Consider the following 25,173-nt stretch of genomic DNA (forward strand, 5'->3'; position numbering starts at 1 on the left):
TGGTGCACCACGATCCGGCTGTAGCCCAGGGAGAGCGCGCCGGCCAGCCGGTCCCCGCGTACGGCCAGCAGTTCCGCGGGGAAACCGGCCTCCACGCGGACCTCGGGCAGGCCCAGCGCCGCGCGCGCGGATGCGCTGACGGTGTCGTAGGCCTCCTCGGGTGACAGGCCGTCGCGGGAGGCCAGGAGGTAGGCCGCCTCCAGGGGGTCGCCGCGGCCGACGGGGTTGGACACGTCCCGCAGGGCGCCGCTCCCCGCCGCGACCCGGACGCCGGCGGCGCGCAGGAGTCGCACGGGCGCCGTGCCGCGGTGGTCCGTGCCCCCGCAGCCGCCCTGGGGCAGACACACCACCGTCACCCCGGCCGCCGCGAGCTGGTCCGCGGTCCGGGAGGCCATGTCGGCGGGAAGGCGCGAGAGCCCGGCGCACGGCCCGACCGTCACACCGGGACGCAGGCCGCCCGCCATGGCGGCGAGCCGGGCCAGCCGCGCCGGATCGGTGGCGTCGGTGTGCAGGTCGACCGGGCAGCCGTGCTCGGAGGCGACCTCCAGGACGGCCTCCACGTAGCCGGTGGGGTCGGGGTCCGCGTCGGGACACCCGCCGACCACGCAGGCTCCCATCTTCACCGCGTCCCGCAGCACGGCGAGCCCGTCCGCCCCGGCCACCCCGGTCAGCACCCGCGGCATCGCCACCGTCGTCAGCTCGGCGAGCCCGCGCAGCGACCGACCCGCCGTGAGCACCGCGCCCAGGGCACCCAGCCCCTGGACGTCCCCCACGCGCACGTGTGCCCGCAGCGCGGTCGCCCCGTGGCCGAGCTGCAGCAGGGCGGCCTCCGTGGCCCGGCGCCGGACGTCCAGGGGGTCGGGGGAGACCGGCCCGCCGGTGTCGGCGGACAGCGCCGTGTCCGCGTGGGCGTGCGGCTCCACGGGGGCGGGCAGCAGCAGATAGCCGGCCAGGTCCACCCGCGCGCCACGCGCGCGGATGCCGCCCAGGCTGCCGGCCGTGCCGACCGCCTCGATCCGCCCGCCGCTCAGCCGTACGTCCACCGTGCGGCCGTCCGTCAGCCGCGCCCCGCACAGCAGCAGGGCCCCGTCGGGCTGTCCCGGGGAACCGGAGGGGGACGGCGACGAGGGGGGCGGTTGCGGCTGGCTGTCGGGCATCGCGTTCCAGTGGGTCGGGGGCTGTGCCCGGGGCGGCACATGATCACGGAGAGTGAGTCGAGCGTAGGACGGCGGCCCTGCGCGGGCGGGGAGGAGCGCAATAGTCGTACCGGCGTGGTCCCGCGGACCAGAGGGTCGCGGGGGGCTGCCGGGAGGCCCGCCGGAAGGTCCCGTGCGGGGGCCGGGAAACGGATTTGGGCGAACGGCGGGCAACCGTGTAATGTCTTCATCGCTCGCCCCAATAGCTCAGTCGGCAGAGCGTCTCCATGGTAAGGAGAAGGTCAACGGTTCGATTCCGTTTTGGGGCTCTGGTGTGAGAGGTTCCCGCCGCGAGGCGGGGCCCGATCGCATCGCAGCGGTGTAGCTCAGTCGGTAGAGCAAGCGGCTCATAATCGCTGTGTCACCGGTTCAAGTCCGGTCACCGCTACTGACAGTAGCCGATTGCGGGGTCGGTCCTTCGGTCGGCTACTCTTCTATGCGTTAGATTGTCCCATCCGTTCGTCAAGGAGCACTCACGTGGCTGCCACCGACGTCCGCCCGAAGATCACGCTGGCCTGCGTGGAGTGCAAGGAGCGGAACTACATCACCAAGAAGAACCGGCGTAACAACCCGGACCGTCTTGAGATGAAGAAGCACTGCCCGCGTTGCAACGCGCACACCGCGCACCGCGAAACGCGATAAAAAAGGCTCGTTCGCGAGGCCGCCCCCGCAGTCCTGGGGGGCGGCCTCGCGGCGTTTTCTCGGTCACTCGAGACGCACACCTGTAGAGGGCCGTCGTTCACCGGTCAACCACAGCAGACACCAGGAGGTGCCGAGCCATGGCGCTCGACCAGTCCTTCGTGGGGCGGACCTACCCGCCCACCGAGCCCTACGAGGTGGGCCGGGAGAAGATCCGGGAGTTCGCGGAGGCGGTGGGAGACGCCAACCCGGCCTACACGGATCCGGAGGCCGCCAAGGCGCTCGGCCACCCCGATGTGATCGCCCCGCCGACCTTTGTGTTCGCCATCACGTTCCAGGCCGCGCGCCAGGTCGTCGCCGACCCGCAGCTGGGCCTGGACTACAGCCGCGTGGTGCACGGCGACCAGAAGTTCGCCTACAAGCGCCCCGTGCGCGCCGGCGACCGGCTGACGGTCACCTCCACCATCGAGGCGATCAAGTCGATGGCGGGCAACGACATCCTGGACGTCCGCGGTGAGGTCCACGACGAGGCCGGGGAGCACGTCGTGACCGCCTGGACCAAGCTCGTGGCCCGCGCGGCCGAGGAGGCGTGAGCAAGATGACCGCCCAGATCGCGTACACCGACGTCGAGGTCGGCACCGAACTGCCCGCGCAGACCTTCCCCGTGACTCGCGCCACACTCGTGCAGTACGCGGGTGCCTCCGGCGACTTCAACCCGATCCACTGGAACGAGAAGTTCGCCAAGGAGGTCGGACTGCCGGACGTCATCGCGCACGGCATGTTCACCATGGCCGAGGCGATCCGCGTGGTCACCGACTGGGTCGGCGACCCGGGCGCGGTCGTCGAGTACGGCGTCCGGTTCACCAAGCCCGTCGTCGTCCCGAACGACGACCAGGGCGCGGCCATCGAGGTCAGCGGCAAGGTCGCCGCCAAGCTGGACGACAACACCGTCCGCGTGGACCTCACCGCGACCAGCGCCGGGCAGAAGGTGCTCGGCATGTCGCGCGCGGTGGTACGGCTGGCCTGACCGCCGCACGGTCCTGTGGGCAAGGGGCGCTCGACGTCTGCGGGCGCCCCTCGCCCGTGCCGCGCTTCTCGCACCCCTGGATGCCGCCCCTTGACGGAGTTAGTGATTGGCCACTAACTTCGTCGTATGGCCAGGATGAGTGCAGAAGAGCGACGCGAGAGCGTCATCCGCGCGGCGATGGCCGAGTTCGCGCAGAGCGGCTATCACGGCACCTCCACCGACGCGATCGCCAGGCGGGTGGGCGTCTCGCAGCCGTACCTCTTCCGGCTCTTCCCCGGCAAGAAGGCGATCTTCCTCGCCGCGGCCCAGCGCTGCCTCGAGGACACGCGCCGGCTGTTCGAGGAGGCCGCGGGCGACCTGAAGGGCGAGGAGGCCCTGCACGCCATGGCCGCCGCGTACACCCGGCTGATCGCCGAGGAGCCGGAACGGCTGCAGATGCAGTTGCAGACCTACCTTGCGGTGTCCTCCGCCGAGGCGGCCGGGGACCACGAGTTCGGGGAGATGGTCCGCCGCGGCTGGATGGAGCTGTGGGACACCGTGCACCTGCCCCTGGGGGCGGACGTCGGGGAGACCACCACCTTCCTGGCGTACGGGATGCTCATCAACGCCCTCGCGGCGATGGGCTTCCCGCCCGATCACCGGGTGTGGAACGGGCTGTACGTCTCCGCACGGGTCCAGGGGGCTTCCGGCTGAAGGCTTCGCCCGCTTCTGCGGCGTCCCTTCATGGCCGCAGAAGTTAGTCATCAATAACTAACTACCGTCGCAGCACATGCTCACGCTCTGGGGGAGCGATGTCACAGCAGACCGCATCACGCGGAGGAGTCCTCTGGGCCCTCCTGATCACCGGCGTCGCCGGATTCATGGCAGCCCTCGACAATCTCGTCGTGACCACCGCCCTGCCCTCGATCCGCGAGGACCTGGGCGGCGCGCTGCACGACCTGGAGTGGACGGTCAGCGCCTACACGCTCACCTTCGCCGTGCTCCTGATGTCCGGCGCGGCGCTCGGCGACCGCTTCGGCCGCCGCCGCCTCTTCGTCGCCGGTCTCGTCGTCTTCACCGCCGCGTCCGCCGCCGCCGCGCTGGCGCCCGGCATCGACTCCCTGATCGCCGCCCGCGCGGTGCAGGGCGTCGGAGCGGCCGTCATGATGCCGCTGACGCTGACCCTGCTCACGGCCGCCGTCCCGGCCGAGAAGCGCGGGATGGCATACGGCATCTGGGGCGCCGTCAACGGGCTCGCGGTCGCCTCCGGGCCGCTGATCGGCGGCACGCTCACCGAGCACATCTCCTGGCAGTGGATCTTCTGGCTGAACGTGCCGCTCGGCATCGCCCTGATCCCGCTGGCCCGCCTGCGCCTCAAGGAGTCCTACGGCGCCGGCACCCCGCTCGACATCCCCGGCACCGTGCTGGCCAGCGGCGGACTCTTCGGCATCGTGTACGGGCTGGTGCGCGGCCCGGTCGACGGCTGGACCGGCGCGCCCGTGCTGATCGCCCTGACCGCGGGCACCGTCCTGCTCGCCGCGTTCGTCGCGCACGGCATCCGCGCCCGCAACCCCATGCTGCCGATGCGGCTGTTCCGCTCCCGTGCCTTCGCCGGCATCAACGCGGCCGGCCTGCTGATGTTCCTGGGCATGTTCGGCTCGATCTTCCTGCTCAGCCAGTACATGCAGGGCGTGCTCGGCTACTCGCCCACCGAGGCCGGGCTGCGGATGCTGCCGTGGACCGCCATGCCGATGGTCGTCGCGCCGATCGCCGGCATCCTCTCCGACCGGATCGGCGGCCGTCCGATCGTCGCCGCGGGCCTGTTCTTCCAGGCGGCCGGCCTCGGCTACCTCGCAGCCGTGGCCACCGCCGACGCCTCCTACGCCTCCCAGCTGCCCGGACTGGTCCTCGGCGGCATCGGCATGGCCCTGTACTTCGCTCCCGCCTCCGCCCTGGTCATGGCCAGCGTGTCCGTCAAGGAGCAGGGCATCGCCTCCGGCGCCAACAACGCGCTGCGCGAGGTGGGCGGCGCGCTCGGCATCGCGATCATGTCCTCCGTCTTCACGGCCCAGGGCGGCTACGAGTCCCCGCAGGCCTTCGTCGACGGACTGCGGCCCGCGCTGGTGGTCGGCGCCGCGGTGGTGGCCCTGGCGGCCGTCGCGGCGCTCGCCATCCCGCGCCGCCCCCGGACCGCCCCGGCCGAGCCCGCCGAGGTCCCCGAGCCGGCTCCCGTCCTGGAGACCGCCGCCCGCTGAGCCCCCGGCACGCGCACGCGTACGGCCCCGTCCACTGGCGGGGCCGTACGCACGCGTGCCGAGCGGGTGCCGGACACGTGCGGCGGGGCCGTCGGTGCCGTCTCGTAGTCTTGAGCCCGTGCAGGAACTCCACGACGCCCCCCTCGCCCCGCTGACCACCTTCCGGCTGGGCGGCCCCGCCACCCGTCTGGTCACCGCGGAGACCGACGCCGAGGTGATCGACGCCGTCCGCGAGGCCGACGCCGCCGGCACCCCGCTGCTGCTGATCGGCGGCGGATCCAACCTGGTCATCGGCGACAAGGGCTTCGACGGCACCGCCCTGCGCATCGCCACGCGCGGCGTCACCCTCGACGGCACCACCCTGGAGCTGGCCGCTGGCGAGGTGTGGACCGACGCGGTCGCCCGCACCGTCGAGGCGGGTCTCGCGGGCATCGAATGCCTCGCCGGCATCCCCGGCTCCGCGGGTGCCACGCCGATCCAGAACGTGGGGGCGTACGGCCAGGAGGTGTCCTCCACGATCACCGAGGTGATCGCCTACGACCGCCGCGCGGGCGAGACGGTGACGCTGACGAACGAGGAGTGCGCCTTCAGCTACCGCCACAGCCGCTTCAAGGCCCACCCGGAGCGGTATGTCGTGCTCCGGGTCCGCTTCCGCCTTGAGGACGCGGGCGGGCTCTCCGCGCCGCTCAGGTACGCCGAGACGGCGCGCGCGCTCGGCGTCGGGCCCGGCGACCGGGTGCCCCTCGCAAACGCCCGCGAGACGGTGCTCAAGCTGCGGGCGGGCAAGGGCATGGTCCTCGACCCCGAGGACCACGACACCTGGTCCGCCGGCTCCTTCTTCACCAACCCGATCCTCACGGACGCCGAGTTCGCAGCCTTCCGCGCGCGCGTGCGGGAGCGGCTGAGCGAGGACGTGGAGCCGCCCGCGTACCCGGCGGGGGAGGGCCGTACCAAGACATCCGCCGCCTGGCTGATCGACAAGGCGGGCTTCACCAAGGGCTACGGCAGCGGACCCGCCCGCATCTCCACCAAGCACACCCTCGCCCTCACCAACCGCGGAGAGGCGACCACGGAGGATCTGCTCGCGCTCGCGCGCGAGGTGGTCGCCGGGGTCCGCGAGGCCTTCGGGATCACGCTGGTCAACGAGCCGGTGATGGTCGGCGTCAGCCTCTGAGCGGAACGAGGGCCCGCTACGCGGGCGTGTGCAGCCACTTGTCCACGCCCGCCAGCAGCTCCGCCTTCACCCCTTCCGGGGCCACCGACGCCCGGATCGACTGCCGGGCCAGCTCGGCCAGCTCCGCGTCGCTGAAGCCGTGGTGCTCGCGGGCGATCTCGTACTGGGCCGCCAGCCGGGAGCCGAAGAGCAGCGGGTCGTCCGCGCCCAGCGCCATTGGCACGCCCGCCTCGAACAGCGTGCGCAGCGGCACGTCCTCCGGCTTCTCGTAGACACCGAGCGCCACGTTCGACGCCGGGCACACCTCGCAGGTCACCTGCCGGTCCGCGAGCCGCTTCATCAGCCGGGGGTCCTGCGCGGCCTGCACCCCGTGACCGATGCGGTTCGCGTGCAGATCGTCGAGGCAGTCCCGCACCGACGACGGCCCGGCCAGCTCGCCCCCGTGCGGCGCCGACAGCAGCCCGCCCTCCCGCGCGATCGCGAACGCCCGGTCGAAGTCCCGGGCCATGCCGCGCCGCTCGTCGTTGGAGAGCCCGAACCCGACGACACCCCGGTCGGCGTACCGCACCGCCAGCCGGGCCAGCGTCCGCGCGTCCAGCGGATGCTTCATCCGGTTCGCGGCGACCAGCACCCGCATGCCCAGGCCCGTCTCCCGCGCGGCGGTGTCCACCGCGTCCAGGATGACCTCCAGCGCCGGGATCAGCCCGCCGAGCCGCGGGGCGTACGAGGTCGGGTCGACCTGGATCTCCAGCCAGCCGGAGCCGTCCTTCACGTCCTCCTCGGCGGCCTCCCGGACCAGCCGCTGGATGTCCTCAGGCGTGCGCAGGCACGAGCGGGCCGCGTCGTAGAGCCGCTGGAAACGGAACCAGCCCCGTTCGTCGGTCGCGCGCAGACTCGGCGGCTCCCCGCTCACCAGCGCCTCGGTCAGCACATCCGGCAGTCGTACGCCGTGCTTGTCGGCCAGCTCCAGCAGGGTGCCCGGCCGCATCGAACCGGTGAAGTGCAGGTGCAGATGGGCTTTCGGCAGATCAGAGAGATCACGTACGCGCTCCATTCCCAGATCCTGCCGTACGTCACCGGCGTCCCGGTAGCCCGTTCCCCGAACGGGGACTTGCTCGCACAAACGACAGGGGGCCCGCGAGAATCTCGCAGGCCCCCTGGATGCCGCGGGAGGTCAGTTGCGGGCCTCCGCCAGCAGCTTCTGGATCCGCGAGACACCCTCGACCAGGTCCTCGTCGCCCAGCGCGTACGACAGCCGCAGGTAGCCCGGCGTGCCGAAGGCCTCGCCCGGCACCACCGCGACCTCGGCCTCGTCCAGGATCAGCGCGGCCAGCTCGACCGAGTCCTGCGGGCGCTTGCCGCGGATCTCCTTGCCGAGCAGCCCCTTCACGGACGGGTAGGCGTAGAACGCGCCCTCCGGCTCCGGGCAGACCACGCCGTCGATCTCGTTCAGCATCCGCACGATCGTCTTGCGGCGGCGGTCGAACGCCTCGCGCATCGTCGCGACCGCGTCCAGGTCGCCCGAGACCGCGGCGAGCGCGGCGACCTGCGCAACGTTGGACACGTTCGAGGTGGCGTGCGACTGGAGGTTCGTCGCGGCCTTGACGACGTCCTTCGGGCCGATGATCCACCCGACCCGCCAGCCGGTCATCGCGTACGTCTTGGCGACACCGTTGACGACGATGCACTTGTCGCGCAGCTCCGGGAGGACGGCGGGCAGCGAGGTGAACTTCGCGTCGCCGTAGACCAGGTGCTCGTAGATCTCGTCGGTCAGCACCCACAGACCGTGCTCGACGGCCCAGCGGCCGATCGCCTCGGCCTCGGCCTCGCTGTAGACCGCGCCGGTCGGGTTCGAGGGGGAGACGAAGAGCACGACCTTCGTCTTCTCCGTGCGGGCCGCCTCCAGCTGCTCCACGGAGACCCGGTAGCCGGTCGTCTCGTCGGCGACGACCTCCACCGGGACACCGCCGGCCAGCCGGATCGACTCCGGGTAGGTGGTCCAGTACGGAGCCGGGACGATGACCTCGTCACCCGGGTCGAGGATCGCGGCGAACGCCTCGTAGATCGCCTGCTTGCCACCGTTGGTGACGAGGACCTGCGACGGGTCGACCTCGTAGCCGGAGTCCCGCAGCGTCTTCTCGGCGATCGCGGCCTTCAGCTCGGGCAGCCCGCCCGCCGGGGTGTAGCGGTGGAACTTCGGGTTCTTGCAGGCCTCGATCGCGGCCTCGACGATGTAGTCCGGGGTCGGGAAGTCCGGCTCACCGGCGCCGAAGCCGATCACCGGACGCCCGGCGGCCTTCAGGGCCTTCGCCTTGGCGTCCACGGCGAGGGTGGCGGACTCGGAGATCGCGCCGACTCGGGCGGAGACCCGGCGCTCGGTGGGAGGGGTTGCAGCGCTCATGGGGCCATCGTTCCAGACCCGAAACCAGGGCGGCACACGGGTTTCACGGACTGAACATCACCGGGCAAACCTCTGAACACGCGTGCGGATCCCCCCGGTGGCCTGGGTGATCTTCCGGTGATTTCCCGACGATCTTGACCCGTCGCCGTCCGCGCGGGCCCTTTCTGTTCGACGCCCGGCCCCGGACCACGTACACTCTCACCTCGTTGGCTCTCGCGAGCCGCGCAGTCCGGTGCACACCTAGCACTCGGTCCGATGCGGTACGTTGGTGGGCAGACAAAGGGTCGTAGCTCAATTGGTAGAGCACCGGTCTCCAAAACCGGCGGTTGGGGGTTCAAGTCCCTCCGGCCCTGCTACACACACCGCCAGGATGTGTGCGCAGGTACGTACAGCAATGCACCGCCGTGCGGCTCAGACCGGGCGCGGCACGGCCACGACCCGGGATCAGGTGAGGATTATGACGGACGCCGTGGGCTCCCTCGACACGCCTGATGCCCGGGATGAGACGCCCGAGTCCGAGAAGAAGACCCGCAAGGGCGGCAAGCGCGCGAAGAAGGGCCCGCTGAAGCGGCTCGCACTCTTCTATCGCCAGATCGTCGCGGAACTCCGCAAGGTCGTCTGGCCGTCGCGCGGCCAGCTGACGACGTACACGGCCGTCGTGATCGTCTTCGTCGTCATCATGATCGGCCTGGTCACCGTGATTGACTATGGACTCGACCACGCAGCCAAGTACGTCTTCGGCTGAGCCAAGAGCGAAGGGCGCCGTCACTGGCGCCCCTTTCGCGTGTTCCACCCGTATGTATCCAGGAAGAAGCAGCCACCGTGTCTGACCCGAACGTGAACGACGCCATCGAGCCGGATGCGTCCGTGGATGACGAGCTCGACATCGTCGAGGGCGCGGACGAGGACCTGGACGAGGTCGAGGCTGCCGACGCCGAGGCGGAGGAGCCTGCCGAGGAAGCCGCCCTCGAGGTGACCGACGAGGACGAGACCGAGGACGCGGAGGACGCCGAAGAGGCCGAGGAGGCCGAGGCGGAGCCCGAGCTGGACCCGGTCGAGAAGCTCCGCCAGGAGCTGCGCACCCTGCCCGGCGAGTGGTACGTGATCCACACCTACGCCGGTTACGAGAACCGCGTGAAGACCAACCTGGAGCAGCGCGCCGTCTCGCTGAACGTCGAGGACTACATCTTCCAGGCCGAGGTGCCGCAGGAAGAGGTCGTCCAGATCAAGAACGGCGACCGCAAGACCATCCGGCAGAACAAGCTCCCCGGCTACGTCCTGGTGCGCATGGACCTGACCAACGAGTCCTGGGGCGTCGTCCGCAACACGCCCGGCGTCACCGGCTTCGTGGGCAACGCCTACGACCCGTACCCGCTGACCCTGGACGAGATCGTCAAGATGCTCGCCCCGGAGGCCGAGGAGAAGGCCGCCCGCGAGGCCGCCGAGGCCGAGGGCAAGCCGGCGCCGCAGCGCAAGGTCGAGGTCCAGGTGCTGGACTTCGAGGTCGGCGACTCGGTCACCGTCACCGACGGCCCGTTCGCCACGCTCCAGGCGACCATCAACGAGATCAACCCGGACTCGAAGAAGGTCAAGGGCCTGGTGGAGATCTTCGGCCGCGAGACGCCGGTCGAGCTCTCCTTCGACCAGATCCAGAAGAACTGAGCACGGTCACGTCCGAGGGCGCCCCGCCGGTGAGCACCGGGCCGGGGCGCCCTCGGCGTGTCCGCCCGGCCACCGTCGCGGCCGTGGCCGCCCTCGCCCTGCTCGCGCTGACGTACGCCGTGTTCCTCCCGGCCGCCTGGCAGCGCGTTCAGGCCCGGGGCGGTACGCCGTCCTCCGCCACCTTCCACGGCGGCTCCTGCCTCCTGGGCGAGTGCGCCGTGACGTTCTCCGTCGCCGGCGAGCGGGTGACGGCCGGCCTCCCGGTCGGCACCCGGGCCGGCGGACACGGCAGCGGTGACACGGTGACCGTGCGCCACCCGCCGGGGGAGCCGGGGCGGGCCGTGCTCGCGGACGACACCGGGCGCGGCAGTGTGGCGCTGCTGCTCGCGACGCCGCTCGGGGCGACCCTCGCGGCGTCAGCGGCCTGGGCGGTGTCCAGGGCCCGCAACGAGCGTCGCGCCAGGCCCGCACAGACCTCCTGACCAGGGCGATTTCTGGTACGGAGGGAGCAGGGGCTATCGTTGTGCGGTATGCCATCTGTCTGGATCATGCTCCAGCATCGATCCCCCCGGGCAGCTGGTAATCAACCTCTCAGTAAGGACCCGGAGAGAGCATGCCTCCCAAGAAGAAGAAGGTCACGGGGCTCATCAAGCTCCAGATCCAGGCCGGTGCCGCGAACCCGGCCCCGCCGGTCGGCCCCGCGCTGGGTCAGCACGGCGTGAACATCATGGAGTTCTGCAAGGCCTACAACGCCGCGACCGAGTCGCAGCGCGGTTGGGTCATCCCGGTGGAGATCACGGTCTACGAGGACCGTTCCTTCACCTTCATCACCAAGACCCCTCCGGCCGCCAAGATGATCCTCAAGGCCGCGGGCGTGGAGAAGGGCTCCGGCGAGCCGCACAAGACCAAGGTCGCGAAGCTCACCCGCGAGCAGGTCCGCGAGATCGCCACCACGAAGATGCCCGACCTCAACGCCAACGACCTGGACGCCGCCGAGAAGATCATCGCCGGCACCGCCCGTTCCATGGGCGTCACGGTCGAGGGCTGACCCTCACCCCGTAGAACAGCAGAAGTGTGGAAGGGCCTGCTCGGCCCGGACCACGACTCCTAAGAAGCAACAGGAGCTTTAAGTGAGCAAGCGCAGCAAGTCTCTCCGCGCTGCGGACGCCAAGATCGACCGGGAGAAGCTCTACGCTCCCCTCGAGGCCGTCCGTCTCGCCAAGGAGACCTCCACGACCAAGTTCGACGGCACCGTCGAGGTCGCCTTCCGCCTGGGTGTCGACCCGCGCAAGGCCGACCAGATGGTCCGTGGCACCGTGAACCTCCCGCACGGCACCGGTAAGACCGCCCGGGTCCTGGTCTTCGCGACCGGTGACCGTGCCGAGGCCGCGCGTGCCGCGGGCGCCGACATCGTCGGCGCCGACGAGCTGATCGACGAGGTCGCGAAGGGCCGTCTGGACTTCGACGCCGTCGTCGCCACCCCGGACCTCATGGGCAAGGTCGGCCGCCTCGGCCGCGTGCTCGGTCCGCGTGGTCTGATGCCGAACCCGAAGACCGGCACCGTCACTCCCGACACCGCCAAGGCCGTCACCGAGATCAAGGGCGGCAAGATCGAGTTCCGCGTCGACAAGCACTCGAACCTGCACTTCATCATCGGCAAGACGTCGTTCGACGACACCAAGCTGGTGGAGAACTACGGCGCGGCCCTGGAGGAGATCCTCCGTCTGAAGCCGTCCGCCGCCAAGGGTCGCTACATCAAGAAGGCCGCCATCACCACCACGATGGGCCCCGGCATTCCGGTCGACCCGAACCGCACCCGCAACCTCCTCGTCGAGGAGGACCCGGCCGCGGTCTGAGCCTGAGGCTCACCCCACCGGTTCACGGGCCCCGCACCCCCTCCAGGGTGCGGGGCCCGTCCCTGTTCCCGGCCCGTTGTCAGTGCCCTGGGTTAGCGTTCTGGCACGGGACGCGCATGGGGGGACGCATGACGAGGACGGGTGTGCGAGGGCTGCCGCGGCACGTGGCGCTCCTGGTCGTCGTGCTGGCCGTGCTGGCGGGGACGGCCGCCTGCACGACGGCCGGCGGTCCCGGGGAACCCGCGGCGACGGGGGGTGCGGCCGGGGTGCCGGCCGGGTTGCGGGAGGCGGCGCGGGCGACCGAGGCGGCCGGCTCGGCGCGGGTCGAGTCGGCCACGACCATCGGCTCCGCGATCTCCCTGTCCGCCGAGGGCCTGCTCGGCTGGGCCGACGGAGTCACCGGCACGCTGACGCTCACCTGCACCGGCGGCACGATGGCCGGCACTCTGCGCCGGCTGGGGAGCACCACGATGCAGGCCCGCTATCTGCCGGACGCCTACTACGCGCGCATGGGCGACGCCTTCGCCGTGCAGAAGGGCGGCAGACACTGGGTGAGATACGCGTACGACGACCTCGACAGCCTCACGGGCGGCTCCGGGGCACAGCTCGGGGACCAGATGCGCAACTCGACCCCCGACCGGTCCCTGAGACTTCTGCTGGCCTCCGGCGACGTGCGCCGGGTGGGTACGGAGCGGGTGCGCGGCGAGCGGACCACGCACTACTCGGGCACGGTCGAGGCGGGGGACACCGCAGTCACCGGGCAGACCGTCGACGTCTGGATCGACGAGCGGGACCTGCTGGTCAAGAAGGTGGAGAAGGGCCGCACGGCGTCCGGCGAGCTGGTCCAGACCGCCTACTACGGCGACTACGGCGCCGAGGCCGACGCCGAGCGGCCCCCGGCCTCGGACACGCGGGACTTCGCGGACCTCGTGGGGGCCGGGGAGGGCGGAGGCGCCTGAGCACGGTGAGGCAGAGGGGAAATGCGAGGCCGCGCCCTCTCGCTCTCGGATAGGCTCGCGGCCTCTGTGTGTCAGCCATGTATCCCGTGGGGGGAAGCCATGAAGTCGGTCAAGTCGTCCATATCCGCTGCCGGACTCGCCGCTCTGCTGCTCGCCGGCGGTGCCGTGGGCTGTGGCAGCGAAGAGTCGCCCGAGATGTCGCCGGCGGCGGCCGTCGCCAAGGCGGCGAAGAACACCGAGGAGATCTCCTCCCTCCGCTACCGCATGAAGGGCCAGGTCCCCCAGCAGGGCCGGATCGAAGCCGAGGCCTCCCTGCGGATGAAGCCCTCCGTGGCCATGAGCATGAAGATGACGGCGCTCGACCAGAGCGAGCAGGGCACCATCGAACTCCGGCTCGTCGACAAGGCGATGTACATCGGCGGCGGCGCCGAGATGGCCAAGGAGATGGACGGCAAGAGCTGGATGAAGTTCGACCTGTCCGCGCTCGGTTCCGGCAAGGAGCTGAACCAGCTCGGCGCCGCCGGCCAGGCGGACAGGAACCCGGCGCAGGAGACCGCCATCCTCACCGGTGCCAAGGACGTGAAGAAGGTCGGCACCGAGAAGGTCGAGGGTGTGGAGACCACCCACTACTCGGGCACGGTCACCCTCGACGAGTTCCGCGACTCGCTGAAGGACGAGGACAAGGCCACCCGGGAGCGGCGCGAGAAGAGCCTCGACCAGTACGAGAAGATGGGCGTCGACAAGCTCACCATGGACATGTGGGTGGACGGCGACGACCGCACCAAGCAGTTCCGGATGCGCGGCGACGCCGACGGCGGCCCGCTCGACGTCACCATCACCTTCCTCGACGTCAACGAGCCGGTGGAGATCGCCGCCCCGCCCGCCGGGGACGTCACCGACCTCGCGGAGATGATGGAGGAGGGCGGCGCCTGAGCGAGTCCGGGGACCGGATTTGCCCCACGGCGACCCGGTCACGTACTCTCCTACAGAAGCCAAAGACCGCTGGTCGTTGCCGTGCGCTCGTGAGAGGGCTCGGTGGCCGAAGGATCCGCTGAACTGCGGACGACCCGCGCAGGTGACTGTGGAAGTGCTCCCGGTTCGGTTCCGCCCGTACGGAATCCGTCTGGTCGAGCTACGCCCCGTGCGCCTGCGCCGGGGCGTTTCGTTTTCCCCAGTCCTCCTTCGGGTCCGCGCGGTCCGAATCACCCGGAAGGAGGCCGAGGCTCTATGGCGAGGCCCGACAAGGCTGCCGCGGTTGCCGAACTGACGGACAAGTTCCGCAGCTCCAACGCCGCCGTGCTGACCGAGTACCGCGGTCTCACCGTGGCGCAGCTCAAGACGCTGCGTCGTTCGCTCGGTGAGAACGCCCAGTACGCCGTGGTGAAGAACACGCTGACCAAGATTGCGGCCAACGAGGCCGGGATCACGCTGGACGACCAGCTCTTCGCTGGTCCGACGGCCGTCGCCTTCGTCACCGGTGACCCGGTGGAGTCGGCGAAGGGTCTCCGTGACTTCGCCAAGGAGAACCCGAATCTCGTCATCAAGGGCGGTGTCCTTGACGGCAAGGCGCTGTCCGCCGATGAGATCAAGAAGCTTGCGGACCTTGAGTCCCGCGAGGTTCTGCTGTCCAAGCTGGCCGGTGCGCTGAAGGGCAAGCAGTCCCAGGCTGCCTCTGTCTTCCAGGCGCTGCCGTCGAAGCTCGTCCGCACCGTGGACGCGCTTCGTGCCAAGCAGGACGAGCAGGGCGGTGCCGAGTAACTCGGCTCGCTTTCTGATCCTGGCCGCCTGAACGCGGCGAGGGTCGCAGCGGGCCCGAACGTACGCCCGCCTCACCCAGTACATCCGGCACCTGCCGATTGAGTGGAAGGACCGCCATCATGGCGAAGCTCACCCAGGACGAGCTGCTTGCCCAGTTCGAGGAGATGACCCTCATCGAGCTCTCTGAGTTCGTGAAGGCCTTCGAGGAGAAGTTCGACGTCACCGCCGCCGCTGCCGCGCCGGTCGTCGTCGCCGGTGGTGCCGCTGGTGGCGCCGCCGCCGAGGCCGCCGAGGAGAAGGACGAGTTCGACGTCATCCTCACCGGCGCCGGCGACAAGAAGATCCAGGTCATCAAGGTCGTGCGCGAGCTGACCTCCCTGGGTCTGAAGGAGGCCAAGGACCTCGTCGACGGCACCCCGAAGCCGGTCCTCGAGAAGGTCAACAAGGAGCAGGCCGACAAGGCCGCCGAGGCCCTCAAGGGCGCCGGCGCCTCCGTCGAGGTCAAGTAAGGCCTCGCGGTTCGCACCGCACTCCCGCGACGCTGAGCTCGGCCTCCTGAGGCTGTAACGCGAACGCACCGAAGAGCGATCATCCATCCGGGTGGTCGCTCTTCGGCGTTCCCGGGGGGCGCGCTCGGTTGCCTTGCGCCGCTCGTGACGGGGGGTAAGGTGATCTTCGTCGTGTCTCCGGAGGGCCTGGTTCCGGCCAGGGGGGCCTTGACGAACCGCACGCAGCGCGCAATTCTCAGGACGCGTCGTCACAACGGTCCGAATCCGAGGCATGGATCGACGACGAAGAGGGCAGTATCAACGTGCGTTGAGGGCAGGCATGGCGCAGGCGTTGAGAACAGATGGGTCTCCGAAATGCGGGACTGGACATCAGTGTGCCAAGTGGCTACACTGACCCTTTGCGCTGCCTGTTAGCTGCCCCCTGCCCGTCACCAGGGGTCTACCCTCAACCAAGCCCGGCGAACAATCTCCTCTGACCTGGGGATTTCCGTCTCGCGCCTGGAAGAGGGGCCGGTACGCGCGTAGTGAGTCCGAGCCCTCGGAAGGACCCCCTCTTGGCCGCCTCGCGCAACGCCTCGACCGCGAATACGAACAACGCTGCCAGCACCGCCCCGCTGCGCATCTCCTTTGCAAAGATCAAGGAGCCCCTCGAGGTTCCGAACCTTCTCGCGCTCCAGACCGAGAGCTTCGACTGGCTGCTCGGCAATGACGCGTGGAAGGCTCGCGTCGAGGAGGCCCTCGAGAACGGTCAGGACGTCCCCACCAAGTCCGGTCTGGAGGAGATCTTCGAGGAGATCTCCCCGATCGAGGACTTCAGCGGGTCGATGTCGCTGACCTTCCGCGACCACCGCTTCGAGCCGCCGAAGAACTCGATCGACGAGTGCAAGGAGCGCGACTTCACGTACGCCGCCCCGCTCTTCGTCACGGCCGAGTTCACCAACAACGAGACCGGCGAGATCAAGTCCCAGACGGTCTTCATGGGCGACTTCCCGCTCATGACCAACAAGGGCACGTTCGTCATCAACGGCACCGAGCGTGTCGTGGTGTCGCAGCTGGTCCGTTCGCCGGGTGTCTACTTCGACTCCAGCATCGACAAGACGTCCGACAAGGACATCTTCTCCGCCAAGATCATCCCGTCCCGGGGTGCCTGGCTGGAGATGGAGATCGACAAGCGCGACATGGTCGGTGTCCGCATCGACCGCAAGCGCAAGCAGTCCGTGACCGTCCTCCTGAAGGCGCTCGGCTGGACGACCGAGCAGATCCTCGAGGAGTTCGGCGAGTACGAGTCCATGCGCGCCACCCTGGAGAAGGACCACACCCAGGGCCAGGACGACGCGCTGCTCGACATCTACCGCAAGCTGCGTCCGGGCGAGCCCCCCACGCGTGAGGCCGCGCAGACGCTGCTCGAGAACCTCTACTTCAACCCCAAGCGCTACGACCTCGCCAAGGTCGGCCGCTACAAGGTCAACAAGAAGCTGGGTACGGACACCCCGCTGGACGCGGGCATCCTGACCGTCGAGGACATCATCGCGACGATCAAGTACCTGGTGAAGCTGCACGCCGGCGAGACCGAGACGGTCGGCGACAGCGGCGAGACGGTCGTCGTCGAGACGGACGACATCGACCACTTCGGCAACCGTCGTCTGCGCAGCGTCGGCGAGCTCATCCAGAACCAGGTCCGCACGGGTCTGGCGCGTATGGAGCGGGTCGTCCGCGAGCGCATGACGACTCAGGACGTCGAGGCGATCACGCCGCAGACCCTGATCAACATCCGGCCGGTCGTCGCCTCCATCAAGGAGTTCTTCGGCACCAGCCAGCTGTCCCAGTTCATGGACCAGAACAACCCGCTGTCCGGGCTGACGCACAAGCGTCGTCTGTCCGCGCTCGGCCCGGGTGGTCTGTCCCGTGAGCGGGCCGGCTTCGAGGTCCGCGACGTGCACCCGTCGCACTACGGCCGTATGTGCCCGATCGAGACCCCCGAAGGCCCGAACATCGGTCTGATCGGCTCGCTCGCCTCCTACGGCCGCGTCAACGCCTTCGGTTTCGTCGAGACCCCGTACCGCAAGGTCGTCGACGGCCAGGTCACCGACGAGGTGGACTACCTGACCGCCGACGAGGAGGACCGCTTCGTCATCGCGCAGGCCAACGCCACGCTCGGCGACGACATGCGCTTCTCCGAGGCTCGCGTCCTGGTCCGCCGCCGTGGCGGCGAGGTCGACTACGTCAGCCCCGAGGACGTCGACTACATGGACGTCTCGCCGCGCCAGATGGTGTCGGTCGCGACCGCCATGATCCCGTTCCTCGAGCACGACGACGCCAACCGTGCCCTCATGGGCGCGAACATGATGCGCCAGGCCGTTCCGCTCATCAAGGCGGAGGCCCCGCTCGTCGGCACCGGCATGGAGTACCGCTCCGCCGTCGACGCCGGCGACGTCGTCAAGGCCGAGAAGGCCGGTGTGGTCCAGGAGGTCTCCGCGGACTACATCACCACCGCCAACGACGACGGCACGTACATCACGTACCGCCTGGCCAAGTTCGCCCGCTCCAACCAGGGCACCTCGGTCAACCAGAAGGTCATCGTCCACGAGGGCGACCGCATCGTCGAGGGCCAGGTGCTCGCCGACGGTCCGGCCACCGAGAACGGTGAGATGGCCCTCGGCAAGAACCTGCTCGTGGCGTTCATGCCGTGGGAGGGTCACAACTACGAGGACGCGATCATCCTGTCGCAGCGCCTCGTGCAGGACGACGTCCTCTCCTCGATCCACATCGAGGAGCACGAGGTCGACGCCCGTGACACCAAGCTCGGCCCCGAGGAGATCACCCGGGACATCCCGAACGTCTCCGAGGAGGTCCTCGCCGACCTCGACGAGCGCGGCATCATCCGTATCGGTGCCGAGGTCATCGCCGGTGACATCCTCGTCGGCAAGGTCACGCCCAAGGGTGAGACCGAGCTGACGCCGGAGGAGCGCCTGCTGCGCGCGATCTTCGGTGAGAAGGCCCGTGAGGTCCGTGACACCTCGCTGAAGGTGCCGCACGGTGAGACCGGCAAGGTCATCGGCGTGCGCGTCTTCGACCGCGAGGAGGGCGACGAGCTTCCCCCGGGTGTGAACCAGCTGGTGCGCGTCTACGTCGCGCAGAAGCGCAAGATCACCGACGGTGACAAGCTCGCCGGCCGTCACGGCAACAAGGGTGTCATCTCCAAGATCCTGCCCATCGAGGACATGCCGTTCCTCGAGGACGGGACCCCGGTCGACATCATCCTCAACCCGCTGGGTGTGCCGTCCCGAATGAACCCGGGACAGGTGCTGGAGATCCACCTCGGCTGGCTCGCCAGCCGCGGCTGGGACGTCTCCGGTCTCGCCGACGAGTGGGCCCAGCGCCTGCAGGCCATCGGCGCCGACCAGGTCGCCCCCGGCACCAACGTCGCGACCCCGGTCTTCGACGGTGCCCGTGAGGACGAGCTGGCGGGTCTGCTGCAGCACACCATCCCGAACCGCGACGGCGAGCGCATGGTGCTCCCGTCCGGCAAGGCGCGGCTGTTCGACGGCCGTAGCGGTGAGCCGTTCCCGGACCCGATCTCGGTCGGCTACATGTACATCCTCAAGCTCCACCACCTGGTCGACGACAAGCTGCACGCCCGCTCGACCGGCCCGTACTCGATGATCACCCAGCAGCCGCTGGGTGGTAAGGCCCAGTTCGGTGGCCAGCGCTTCGGTGAGATGGAGGTGTGGGCGCTGGAGGCTTACGGCGCCGCGTACGCCCTCCAGGAGCTGCTGACGATCAAGTCCGACGACGTCACCGGCCGCGTGAAGGTCTACGAGGCCATCGTCAAGGGCGAGAACATCCCTGAGCCCGGCATCCCCGAGTCCTTCAAGGTGCTCATCAAGGAGATGCAGTCCCTGTGCCTCAACGTGGAGGTGCTGTCCTCGGACGGCATGTCCATCGAGATGCGCGACACCGACGAGGACGTCTTCCGCGCTGCGGAGGAGCTCGGTATCGACCTGTCCCGGCGCGAGCCGAGCAGCGTCGAAGAGGTCTGACGGGAGTCCGGCGGCCTCCCACGAGGAGGCCGCCGGCCCCAGGACCCCCGTTTCAGACCCAAAGACTTACAACCCTGAGAGGGATTGACGCATAGTGCTCGACGTCAACTTCTTCGATGAGCTCCGGATCGGCCTGGCCACCGCTGACGACATCCGTCAGTGGAGCCACGGCGAGGTCAAGAAGCCCGAGACCATCAACTACCGCACCCTCAAGCCCGAAAAGGACGGACTCTTCTGCGAGAAGATCTTCGGTCCGACCCGGGACTGGGAGTGCTACTGCGGCAAGTACAAGCGCGTCCGCTTCAAGGGCATCATCTGTGAGCGCTGTGGCGTCGAGGTCACCCGCGCCAAGGTGCGCCGTGAGCGGATGGGCCACATCGAGCTGGCCGCCCCCGTCACGCACATCTGGTACTTCAAGGGCGTTCCGTCGCGGCTGGGCTACCTGCTCGACCTCGCCCCGAAGGACCTGGAGAAGGTCATCTACTTCGCGGCGTACATGATCACGTACGTCGACGAGGAGCGCCGCACCCGCGACCTGCCCTCGCTGGAGGCCCACGTCTCCGTCGAGCGCCAGCAGATCGAACAGCGCCGCGACGCCGACCTCGAGGCCCGCGCCAAGAAGCTCGAGACCGACCTGGCCGAGCTGGAGGCCGAGGGCGCCAAGGCCGACGTGCGCCGCAAGGTGCGCGAGGGTGCCGAGCGTGAGATGAAGCAGCTGCGCGACCGCGCGCAGCGCGAGATCGACCGCCTCGACGAGGTGTGGAACCGGTTCAAGAACCTCAAGGTCCAGGACCTCGAGGGCGACGAGCTGCTCTACCGCGAGCTGCGGGACCGCTTCGGCACGTACTTCGACGGTTCGATGGGTGCCGCGGCGCTGCAGAAGCGCCTGGAGTCCTTCGACCTCGAGGAGGAGGCCGAGAAGCTCCGCGAGATCATCCGCACCGGCAAGGGCCAGAAGAAGACCCGTGCGCTCAAGCGCCTGAAGGTCGTCTCCGCGTTCCTGCAGACCAGCAACAGCCCCAAGGGCATGGTGCTGGACTGCGTGCCGGTCATCCCGCCGGACCTGCGTCCGATGGTGCAGCTGGACGGTGGCCGCTTCGCGACCTCCGACCTGAACGACCTGTACCGCCGTGTCATCAACCGCAACAACCGCCTGAAGCGCCTTCTCGACCTCGGTGCGCCCGAGATCATCGTGAACAACGAGAAGCGCATGCTCCAGGAGGCCGTCGACGCGCTCTTCGACAACGGCCGTCGTGGCCGCCCGGTGACGGGCCCCGGCAACCGTCCGCTGAAGTCGCTGTCCGACATGCTCAAGGGCAAGCAGGGCCGCTTCCGTCAGAACCTGCTCGGCAAGCGTGTGGACTACTCCGCGCGTTCCGTGATCGTCGTCGGTCCGCAGCTGAAGCTGCACCAGTGCGGTCTGCCGAAGGCGATGGCGCTGGAGCTGTTCAAGCCGTTCGTGATGAAGCGCCTGGTCGACCTGAACCACGCGCAGAACATCAAGAGCGCCAAGCGGATGGTCGAGCGCGGCCGCACCGTCGTGTACGACGTGCTCGAAGAGGTCATCGCGGAGCACCCGGTTCTGCTGAACCGTGCGCCCACCCTGCACCGCCTCGGCATCCAGGCCTTCGAGCCGCAGCTGGTCGAGGGCAAGGCCATCCAGATCCACCCGCTCGTCTGCACCGCGTTCAACGCGGACTTCGACGGTGACCAGATGGCCGTGCACCTGCCGCTGTCCGCGGAGGCGCAGGCCGAGGCCCGCATCCTGATGCTGTCCTCGAACAACATCCTCAAGCCCGCCGACGGCCGTCCGGTGACGATGCCGACCCAGGACATGGTCCTCGGTCTGTACTTCCTCACCACCGACGCCGAGGGTCGCGAGATCAAGGGCGAGGGCCGCGCGTTCGCGTCCGTCGCCGAGGCGATCATGGCCTTCGACGCCGGTGAGCTGTCGCTCCAGGCGCCGGTCGACATCCGCTTCCCGGTGGGCACCATCCCGCCGCGGGGCTGGGAGCCGCCGGTGCGCGAGGAGGGCGAGCCGGAGTGGCAGCAGGGTGACAGCTTCACCCTGAAGACCACGCTGGGCCGCGCGCTCTTCAACGAGCTGCTGCCCGAGGACTACCCGTTCGTCGACTACGAGGTCGGCAAGAAGCAGCTCTCCCAGATCGTCAACGACCTGGCCGAGCGCTACCCGAAGGTCATCGTGGCGGCGACGCTCGACAACCTGAAGGCGTCCGGCTTCTACTGGGCCACCCGTTCCGGTGTCACCGTGGCCATCTCCGACGTCGTCGTTCCCGAGGCGAAGAAGGAGATCGTCAAGGGCTACGAGGCGCAGGACGAGAAGGTCCAGAAGCAGTACGAGCGCGGTCTGATCACCAAGGACGAGCGCACGCAGGAGCTCATCGCGATCTGGACCAAGGCGACCAACGAGGTCGCCGAGGCGATGAACGACAACTTCCCGAAGACCAACCCGATCTTCATGATGGTGAGCTCGGGCGCCCGAGGGAACATGATGCAGATGCGTCAGATCGCCGGTATGCGCGGTCTGGTGTCGAACGCCAAGAACGAGACCATCCCGCGGCCCATCAAGGCGTCGTTCCGTGAGGGTCTGTCCGTGCTGGAGTACTTCATCTCCACGCACGGTGCCCGTAAGGGTCTGGCGGACACCGCTCTGCGTACCGCCGACTCGGGTTACCTCACCCGTCGTCTGGTCGACGTCTCCCAGGACGTCATCATCCGCGAGGAGGACTGCGGCACCGAGCGCGGTCTGCGCCTGGCGATCGCCGAGCGCGGCGCCGACGGTTCGCTGGTCAAGGCCGAGGACGTCGAGACCTCCGTGTACGCGCGCTGCCTCGCCGAGGACATCGTCGTGGACGGCAAGGTGCTGGCCCCGGCCGGTACCGACCTGGGTGACGTGCTCATCGACGAGCTGATCACGCACGGCGTCGCCGAGGTCAAGACCCGCTCGGTCCTGACCTGTGAGTCCGCGGTCGGCACCTGCGCCATGTGCTACGGCCGTTCGCTGGCCACCGGCAAGCTGGTCGACATCGGTGAGGCGGTCGGCATCATCGCCGCCCAGTCCATCGGTGAGCCCGGCACCCAGCTGACGATGCGTACCTTCCACACCGGTGGTGTGGCCGGTGACGACATCACCCAGGGTCTGCCGCGTGTCGTCGAGCTCTTCGAGGCCCGTACCCCGAAGGGTGTCGCCCCGATCTCCGAGGCCGCCGGCCGCGTGCGGATCGAGGAGACCGAGAAGACCAAGAAGATCGTCGTCACTCCGGACGACGGCAGCGACGAGATGGCCTACCCCATCTCCAAGCGCGCCCGTCTGATGGTCAGCGAGGGCGAGCACGTCGAGGTGGGCCAGAAGCTCACCGTGGGTGCCACCAACCCGCACGACGTGCTGCGCATCCTGGGTCAGCGTGCCGTCCAGGTCCACCTGGTCGGCGAGGTCCAGAAGGTGTACAACTCGCAGGGTGTGTCGATCCACGACAAGCACATCGAGATCATCATCCGGCAGATGCTCCGCCGCGTGACGATCATCGAGTCCGGCGACGCCGAGCTGCTGCCCGGTGAGCTGGTCGAGCGCTCCCGCTTCGAGCAGGAGAACCGTCGTGTGGTCCAGGAGGGCGGTCACCCGGCCTCCGGTCGTCCGCAGCTCATGGGTATCACCAAGGCCTCGCTGGCGACGGAATCCTGGCTGTCGGCCGCCTCCTTCCAGGAGACGACCCGAGTCCTGACGGACGCGGCGATCAACGCCAAGTCCGACAGCCTCATCGGCCTCAAGGAGAACGTCATCATCGGTAAGCTCATCCCGGCCGGTACGGGTCTGTCCCGCTACCGCAACATCCGGGTCGAGCCGACCGAGGAGGCCAAGGCCGCGATGTACTCGGCCGTCGGCTACGACGACATCGACTACTCGCCGTTCGGCACCGGCTCCGGCCAGGCCGTTCCGCTGGAGGACTACGACTACGGTCCGTACAACCAGTAAGCGAGTCGCTTGAACCACAGGGCGGTCACCTTCGGGTGGCCGCCCTGTGGCGTACCCGGGGGTGACGTACTCAGGGGTGACGTACCCGCGGGCGGGCCGGGGATCTCGGACGGTCGCCTCTAAGGGATTTATCCGGGTGTGACCCCGATGCCGTGGATGCCGGTTCGGCGGATGATGGAATCACCGAGCGCTCCGGGAGGTGCCCGTGTCGCAGTCGTCGCCAGATCTTCCGTGGCCGCCCCGTGAGGGGAAGGTCAACGGGATGCCGCAGCCGTGGGGCGGGCACAGCGGTCCGTCGATGCTCGCCTCGCACGCCGACCGCGAGCGCGCCGTGGATGTGCTCAGAGCCGGGTACGGGGAGGGACGGATGGAGCAGGCCGAATTCGAGCAGCGGGTCGCGCGGGCCTACACGGCCCGCACGGTGGGGGAGCTGGCACTGCTGGTCGCCGATCTGCCGCAGGGGCCCGTGGCGCAGCCCGCGGCGGGCGCCGCCGTGCCGCGGACGTTCCTGGCGGCGCCCCGGCCGCGGACGAACGGGAAGGCGGTCGCCGCCGCCGTGTGCGGGCTGCTCTGCCTGCCCACCATGGGCCTGACCGGCATACCGGCGGTCGTGCTCGGGCACGCGGCACGGTCCGAGACACGGCGCTCGGACGAGGGCGGGGACGGGCTCGCGCTGATCGGGCTGGTGCTGGGCTGGATGTCCGTGGCCGGCTGGGCGCTCGTGGTGGGGCTGGCCGTACTGCTGACCGTGTCGGCGGGTGCCGGCTGACCGGTCGGACCGCGGCTGGGATGCCCGGGGGTGTCAGCGCTGCGGCTGGAGGTACGCCTGGAGGTGGTGCAGCCGGGTGTAGTAGTCCGGGTGCGAGGCCAGCAGCCTGCTGACCGGGCTCTCCGCCACCGGGACTCCGCCGTGGGCGGCGGTGACGGCCGCGACCTGCCGCTGCTCCTGCTGGTGCAGCTTCTCCAGTACGGCGGCCAGCATCGGCGCGCAGCTCGGCGCGCCGGCCGACCGCCGCGAGCGCGTACGGCACGGCCAGGATCAGCAGCGGCAAGCCGTACAGGCTGCTGATGGTGGCCAGGGCGAGGCCGCCGACGAACAGGCCGAAGAAGACCACGCCGAAGCAGGAGAAGGCACGGGAGATCCGGAACATCACCCCGGTGACCGCGCGCAGCACCCGCCAGGCGATCCGGCCGGGCAGTGCGTACCAGTAGCCGAGCAGCGAGGACCACGCGTGACCGCCCACGTGGTGGCCCAGCTCGTGCGCCATGACGGCGGCCAGCTCGCCGTTGGGCAGCTCGTTCATGGCGAACCGGGTGACGCCCACGATGTGGCCGGCGGCGGCGACGGCGTTCAGGTGGTCGCTGTCCTCCACCCACAGCTCGTAGTTCCGGCCCTCGACGCCCGCGCGGGCGNNGTCTGGCGCGTTCCTGCGGAGTGGGGTAGCGCAGACGGAGCAGATGGCGCGCGAGGGCGCTTTCGGCCGGGCGGTGGAAGACGAGTGCGCCGCTTGCCAGCCAGGCCAGCACGAACAGGAAGCCGAGGTCGCCGAAGATCAGCGAGAGGAGGGCGACGACCAGGAGGCTGCACAGGAAGTGCGGCAGGTAGAGCAGCAGGTTGCCGACGGCGGTGGCGTCGGTACGGCGCTGCTGGGCGGAGATGTGGACGCGGCCCCGGTCGGTGGCGATGTGGTGGGGGTGCGCCGGGTCGCCGGGAGCCGGCGGCG

Annotated in this window: 23 protein-coding genes, 3 tRNA genes and 1 pseudogene; 22 read left to right on the top strand and 5 right to left on the bottom strand. The window is 69.5% G+C overall.

Annotation, left to right across the window (positions count from 1 at the left end):
* The coding region (locus CCN42_RS07655; RefSeq protein WP_086734008.1) for an amidohydrolase family protein at positions 1 to 1,157 on the bottom strand (1,157 nt) is incomplete at its 3' end.
* Between the two features lie 235 nt (positions 1,158 to 1,392).
* On the opposite strand from CCN42_RS07655, the gene CCN42_RS07660 reads away from it, so the two are divergent.
* The 8 genes from CCN42_RS07660 (at position 1,393) to CCN42_RS07695 (ending at position 6,270) form a co-directional block, all read left to right on the top strand.
* Positions 1,393 to 1,465: transfer RNA gene (locus CCN42_RS07660), tRNA-Thr, on the top strand.
* 46 nt (positions 1,466 to 1,511) lie between these two features.
* Positions 1,512 to 1,584: transfer RNA gene (locus tag CCN42_RS07665), tRNA-Met, on the top strand.
* Between the two features lie 89 nt (positions 1,585 to 1,673).
* Entirely contained in the window at positions 1,674 to 1,838 is a 165-nt protein-coding gene (gene rpmG / locus CCN42_RS07670; RefSeq protein ID WP_003948671.1) for a 50S ribosomal protein L33, read from the top strand.
* A 137-nt stretch (positions 1,839 to 1,975) separates the two neighbouring features.
* Positions 1,976 to 2,428, top strand: a complete 453-nt coding sequence (locus CCN42_RS07675) for a MaoC family dehydratase N-terminal domain-containing protein (RefSeq protein ID WP_086168641.1) — start codon at positions 1,976 to 1,978, stop codon at positions 2,426 to 2,428.
* Between the two features lie 5 nt (positions 2,429 to 2,433).
* A complete protein-coding gene (locus CCN42_RS07680; protein WP_086734030.1) occupies positions 2,434 to 2,862 on the top strand; it encodes a MaoC family dehydratase in 429 nt (142 codons plus the stop codon).
* A 126-nt stretch (positions 2,863 to 2,988) separates the two neighbouring features.
* On the top strand, positions 2,989 to 3,555 hold the full coding sequence (locus CCN42_RS07685; RefSeq protein WP_086168640.1) for a TetR/AcrR family transcriptional regulator: 567 nt from the start codon (positions 2,989 to 2,991) through the stop codon (positions 3,553 to 3,555).
* 98 nt (positions 3,556 to 3,653) lie between these two features.
* Positions 3,654 to 5,096 (top strand): MFS transporter, encoded by a 1,443-nt coding sequence (locus CCN42_RS07690; protein ID WP_086734011.1) that lies wholly within the window; start codon positions 3,654 to 3,656, stop codon positions 5,094 to 5,096.
* A 118-nt stretch (positions 5,097 to 5,214) separates the two neighbouring features.
* On the top strand, positions 5,215 to 6,270 hold the full coding sequence (locus CCN42_RS07695) for a UDP-N-acetylmuramate dehydrogenase (RefSeq protein WP_086734013.1): 1,056 nt from the start codon (positions 5,215 to 5,217) through the stop codon (positions 6,268 to 6,270).
* Between the two features lie 16 nt (positions 6,271 to 6,286).
* Here the strand turns inward: CCN42_RS07695 and CCN42_RS07700 are convergent, their stop codons facing one another.
* Both CCN42_RS07700 and CCN42_RS07705 read right to left on the bottom strand, forming a co-directional pair.
* Positions 6,287 to 7,324: an adenosine deaminase gene (locus tag CCN42_RS07700; RefSeq protein WP_086734015.1), complete on the bottom strand. Its 1,038-nt coding sequence runs from the start codon at positions 7,322 to 7,324 to the stop codon at positions 6,287 to 6,289.
* Positions 7,325 to 7,444: 120 nt separating this feature from the next.
* Positions 7,445 to 8,671: a pyridoxal phosphate-dependent aminotransferase gene (locus tag CCN42_RS07705; RefSeq protein ID WP_086734017.1), complete on the bottom strand. Its 1,227-nt coding sequence runs from the start codon at positions 8,669 to 8,671 to the stop codon at positions 7,445 to 7,447.
* 280 nt (positions 8,672 to 8,951) lie between these two features.
* Between CCN42_RS07705 and CCN42_RS07710 the strand changes: the two genes are divergently transcribed.
* From CCN42_RS07710 to CCN42_RS07775, 13 genes are all read left to right on the top strand, one after another.
* Positions 8,952 to 9,024: transfer RNA gene (locus tag CCN42_RS07710), tRNA-Trp, on the top strand.
* Positions 9,025 to 9,128: 104 nt separating this feature from the next.
* Positions 9,129 to 9,416 carry a preprotein translocase subunit SecE gene (secE, locus tag CCN42_RS07715; protein WP_158101678.1) on the top strand — a complete coding sequence of 96 codons (288 nt, stop codon included), beginning with the start codon at positions 9,129 to 9,131 and terminating at the stop codon, positions 9,414 to 9,416.
* 77 nt (positions 9,417 to 9,493) lie between these two features.
* Positions 9,494 to 10,333, top strand: a complete 840-nt coding sequence (gene nusG / locus CCN42_RS07720) for a transcription termination/antitermination protein NusG (RefSeq protein ID WP_086168634.1) — start codon at positions 9,494 to 9,496, stop codon at positions 10,331 to 10,333.
* A gap of 83 nt (positions 10,334 to 10,416) precedes the next feature.
* The gene (locus tag CCN42_RS07725) at positions 10,417 to 10,815 is read left to right on the top strand and encodes a DUF3592 domain-containing protein (protein ID WP_143661871.1); all 399 of its coding nucleotides are present in this window, start codon (positions 10,417 to 10,419) and stop codon (positions 10,813 to 10,815) included.
* A 131-nt stretch (positions 10,816 to 10,946) separates the two neighbouring features.
* Positions 10,947 to 11,381 (top strand): 50S ribosomal protein L11, encoded by a 435-nt coding sequence (gene rplK / locus CCN42_RS07730; protein WP_043503290.1) that lies wholly within the window; start codon positions 10,947 to 10,949, stop codon positions 11,379 to 11,381.
* An 82-nt stretch (positions 11,382 to 11,463) separates the two neighbouring features.
* On the top strand, positions 11,464 to 12,189 hold the full coding sequence (gene rplA, locus CCN42_RS07735; RefSeq protein WP_086168632.1) for a 50S ribosomal protein L1: 726 nt from the start codon (positions 11,464 to 11,466) through the stop codon (positions 12,187 to 12,189).
* Between the two features lie 128 nt (positions 12,190 to 12,317).
* Positions 12,318 to 13,148, top strand: coding sequence for an SCO4651 family lipoprotein (locus CCN42_RS07740; RefSeq protein ID WP_086734021.1), 831 nt, complete (start codon positions 12,318 to 12,320; stop codon positions 13,146 to 13,148).
* Positions 13,149 to 13,247: 99 nt separating this feature from the next.
* Positions 13,248 to 14,081, top strand: coding sequence for an SCO4651 family lipoprotein (locus CCN42_RS07745; protein WP_086734023.1), 834 nt, complete (start codon positions 13,248 to 13,250; stop codon positions 14,079 to 14,081).
* Positions 14,082 to 14,375: 294 nt separating this feature from the next.
* On the top strand, positions 14,376 to 14,906 hold the full coding sequence (rplJ, locus tag CCN42_RS07750; RefSeq protein ID WP_086734025.1) for a 50S ribosomal protein L10: 531 nt from the start codon (positions 14,376 to 14,378) through the stop codon (positions 14,904 to 14,906).
* Between the two features lie 119 nt (positions 14,907 to 15,025).
* Positions 15,026 to 15,415 carry a 50S ribosomal protein L7/L12 gene (gene rplL / locus CCN42_RS07755; protein WP_086734027.1) on the top strand — a complete coding sequence of 130 codons (390 nt, stop codon included), beginning with the start codon at positions 15,026 to 15,028 and terminating at the stop codon, positions 15,413 to 15,415.
* Between the two features lie 554 nt (positions 15,416 to 15,969).
* A complete protein-coding gene (gene rpoB, locus CCN42_RS07765; RefSeq protein WP_086734029.1) occupies positions 15,970 to 19,455 on the top strand; it encodes a DNA-directed RNA polymerase subunit beta in 3,486 nt (1,161 codons plus the stop codon).
* Positions 19,456 to 19,549: 94 nt separating this feature from the next.
* Positions 19,550 to 23,449 (top strand): DNA-directed RNA polymerase subunit beta', encoded by a 3,900-nt coding sequence (locus CCN42_RS07770; protein WP_086168627.1) that lies wholly within the window; start codon positions 19,550 to 19,552, stop codon positions 23,447 to 23,449.
* 262 nt (positions 23,450 to 23,711) lie between these two features.
* Entirely contained in the window at positions 23,712 to 24,218 is a 507-nt protein-coding gene (locus CCN42_RS07775) for a DUF1707 and DUF4190 domain-containing protein (RefSeq protein ID WP_245877188.1), read from the top strand.
* Positions 24,219 to 24,251: 33 nt separating this feature from the next.
* Here the strand turns inward: CCN42_RS07775 and CCN42_RS44225 are convergent, their stop codons facing one another.
* Complete coding sequence (locus CCN42_RS44225) at positions 24,252 to 24,431, bottom strand: hypothetical protein (RefSeq protein ID WP_245877189.1); 180 nt, start codon at positions 24,429 to 24,431, stop codon at positions 24,252 to 24,254.
* Between the two features lie 55 nt (positions 24,432 to 24,486).
* Positions 24,487 to 24,822, bottom strand: a pseudogene (locus CCN42_RS44230) (M48 family metalloprotease); the annotation flags it as partial.
* 85 nt (positions 24,823 to 24,907) lie between these two features.
* Here CCN42_RS44230 and CCN42_RS44235 point away from each other — a divergent pair.
* The coding region (locus CCN42_RS44235) for a hypothetical protein (protein WP_245877190.1) at positions 24,908 to 25,173 on the top strand (266 nt) is incomplete at its 3' end.

Origin of the sequence: Streptomyces glaucescens (assembly GCF_002154375.1) — a bacterium.
Taxonomy (GTDB): domain Bacteria; phylum Actinomycetota; class Actinomycetes; order Streptomycetales; family Streptomycetaceae; genus Streptomyces; species Streptomyces glaucescens.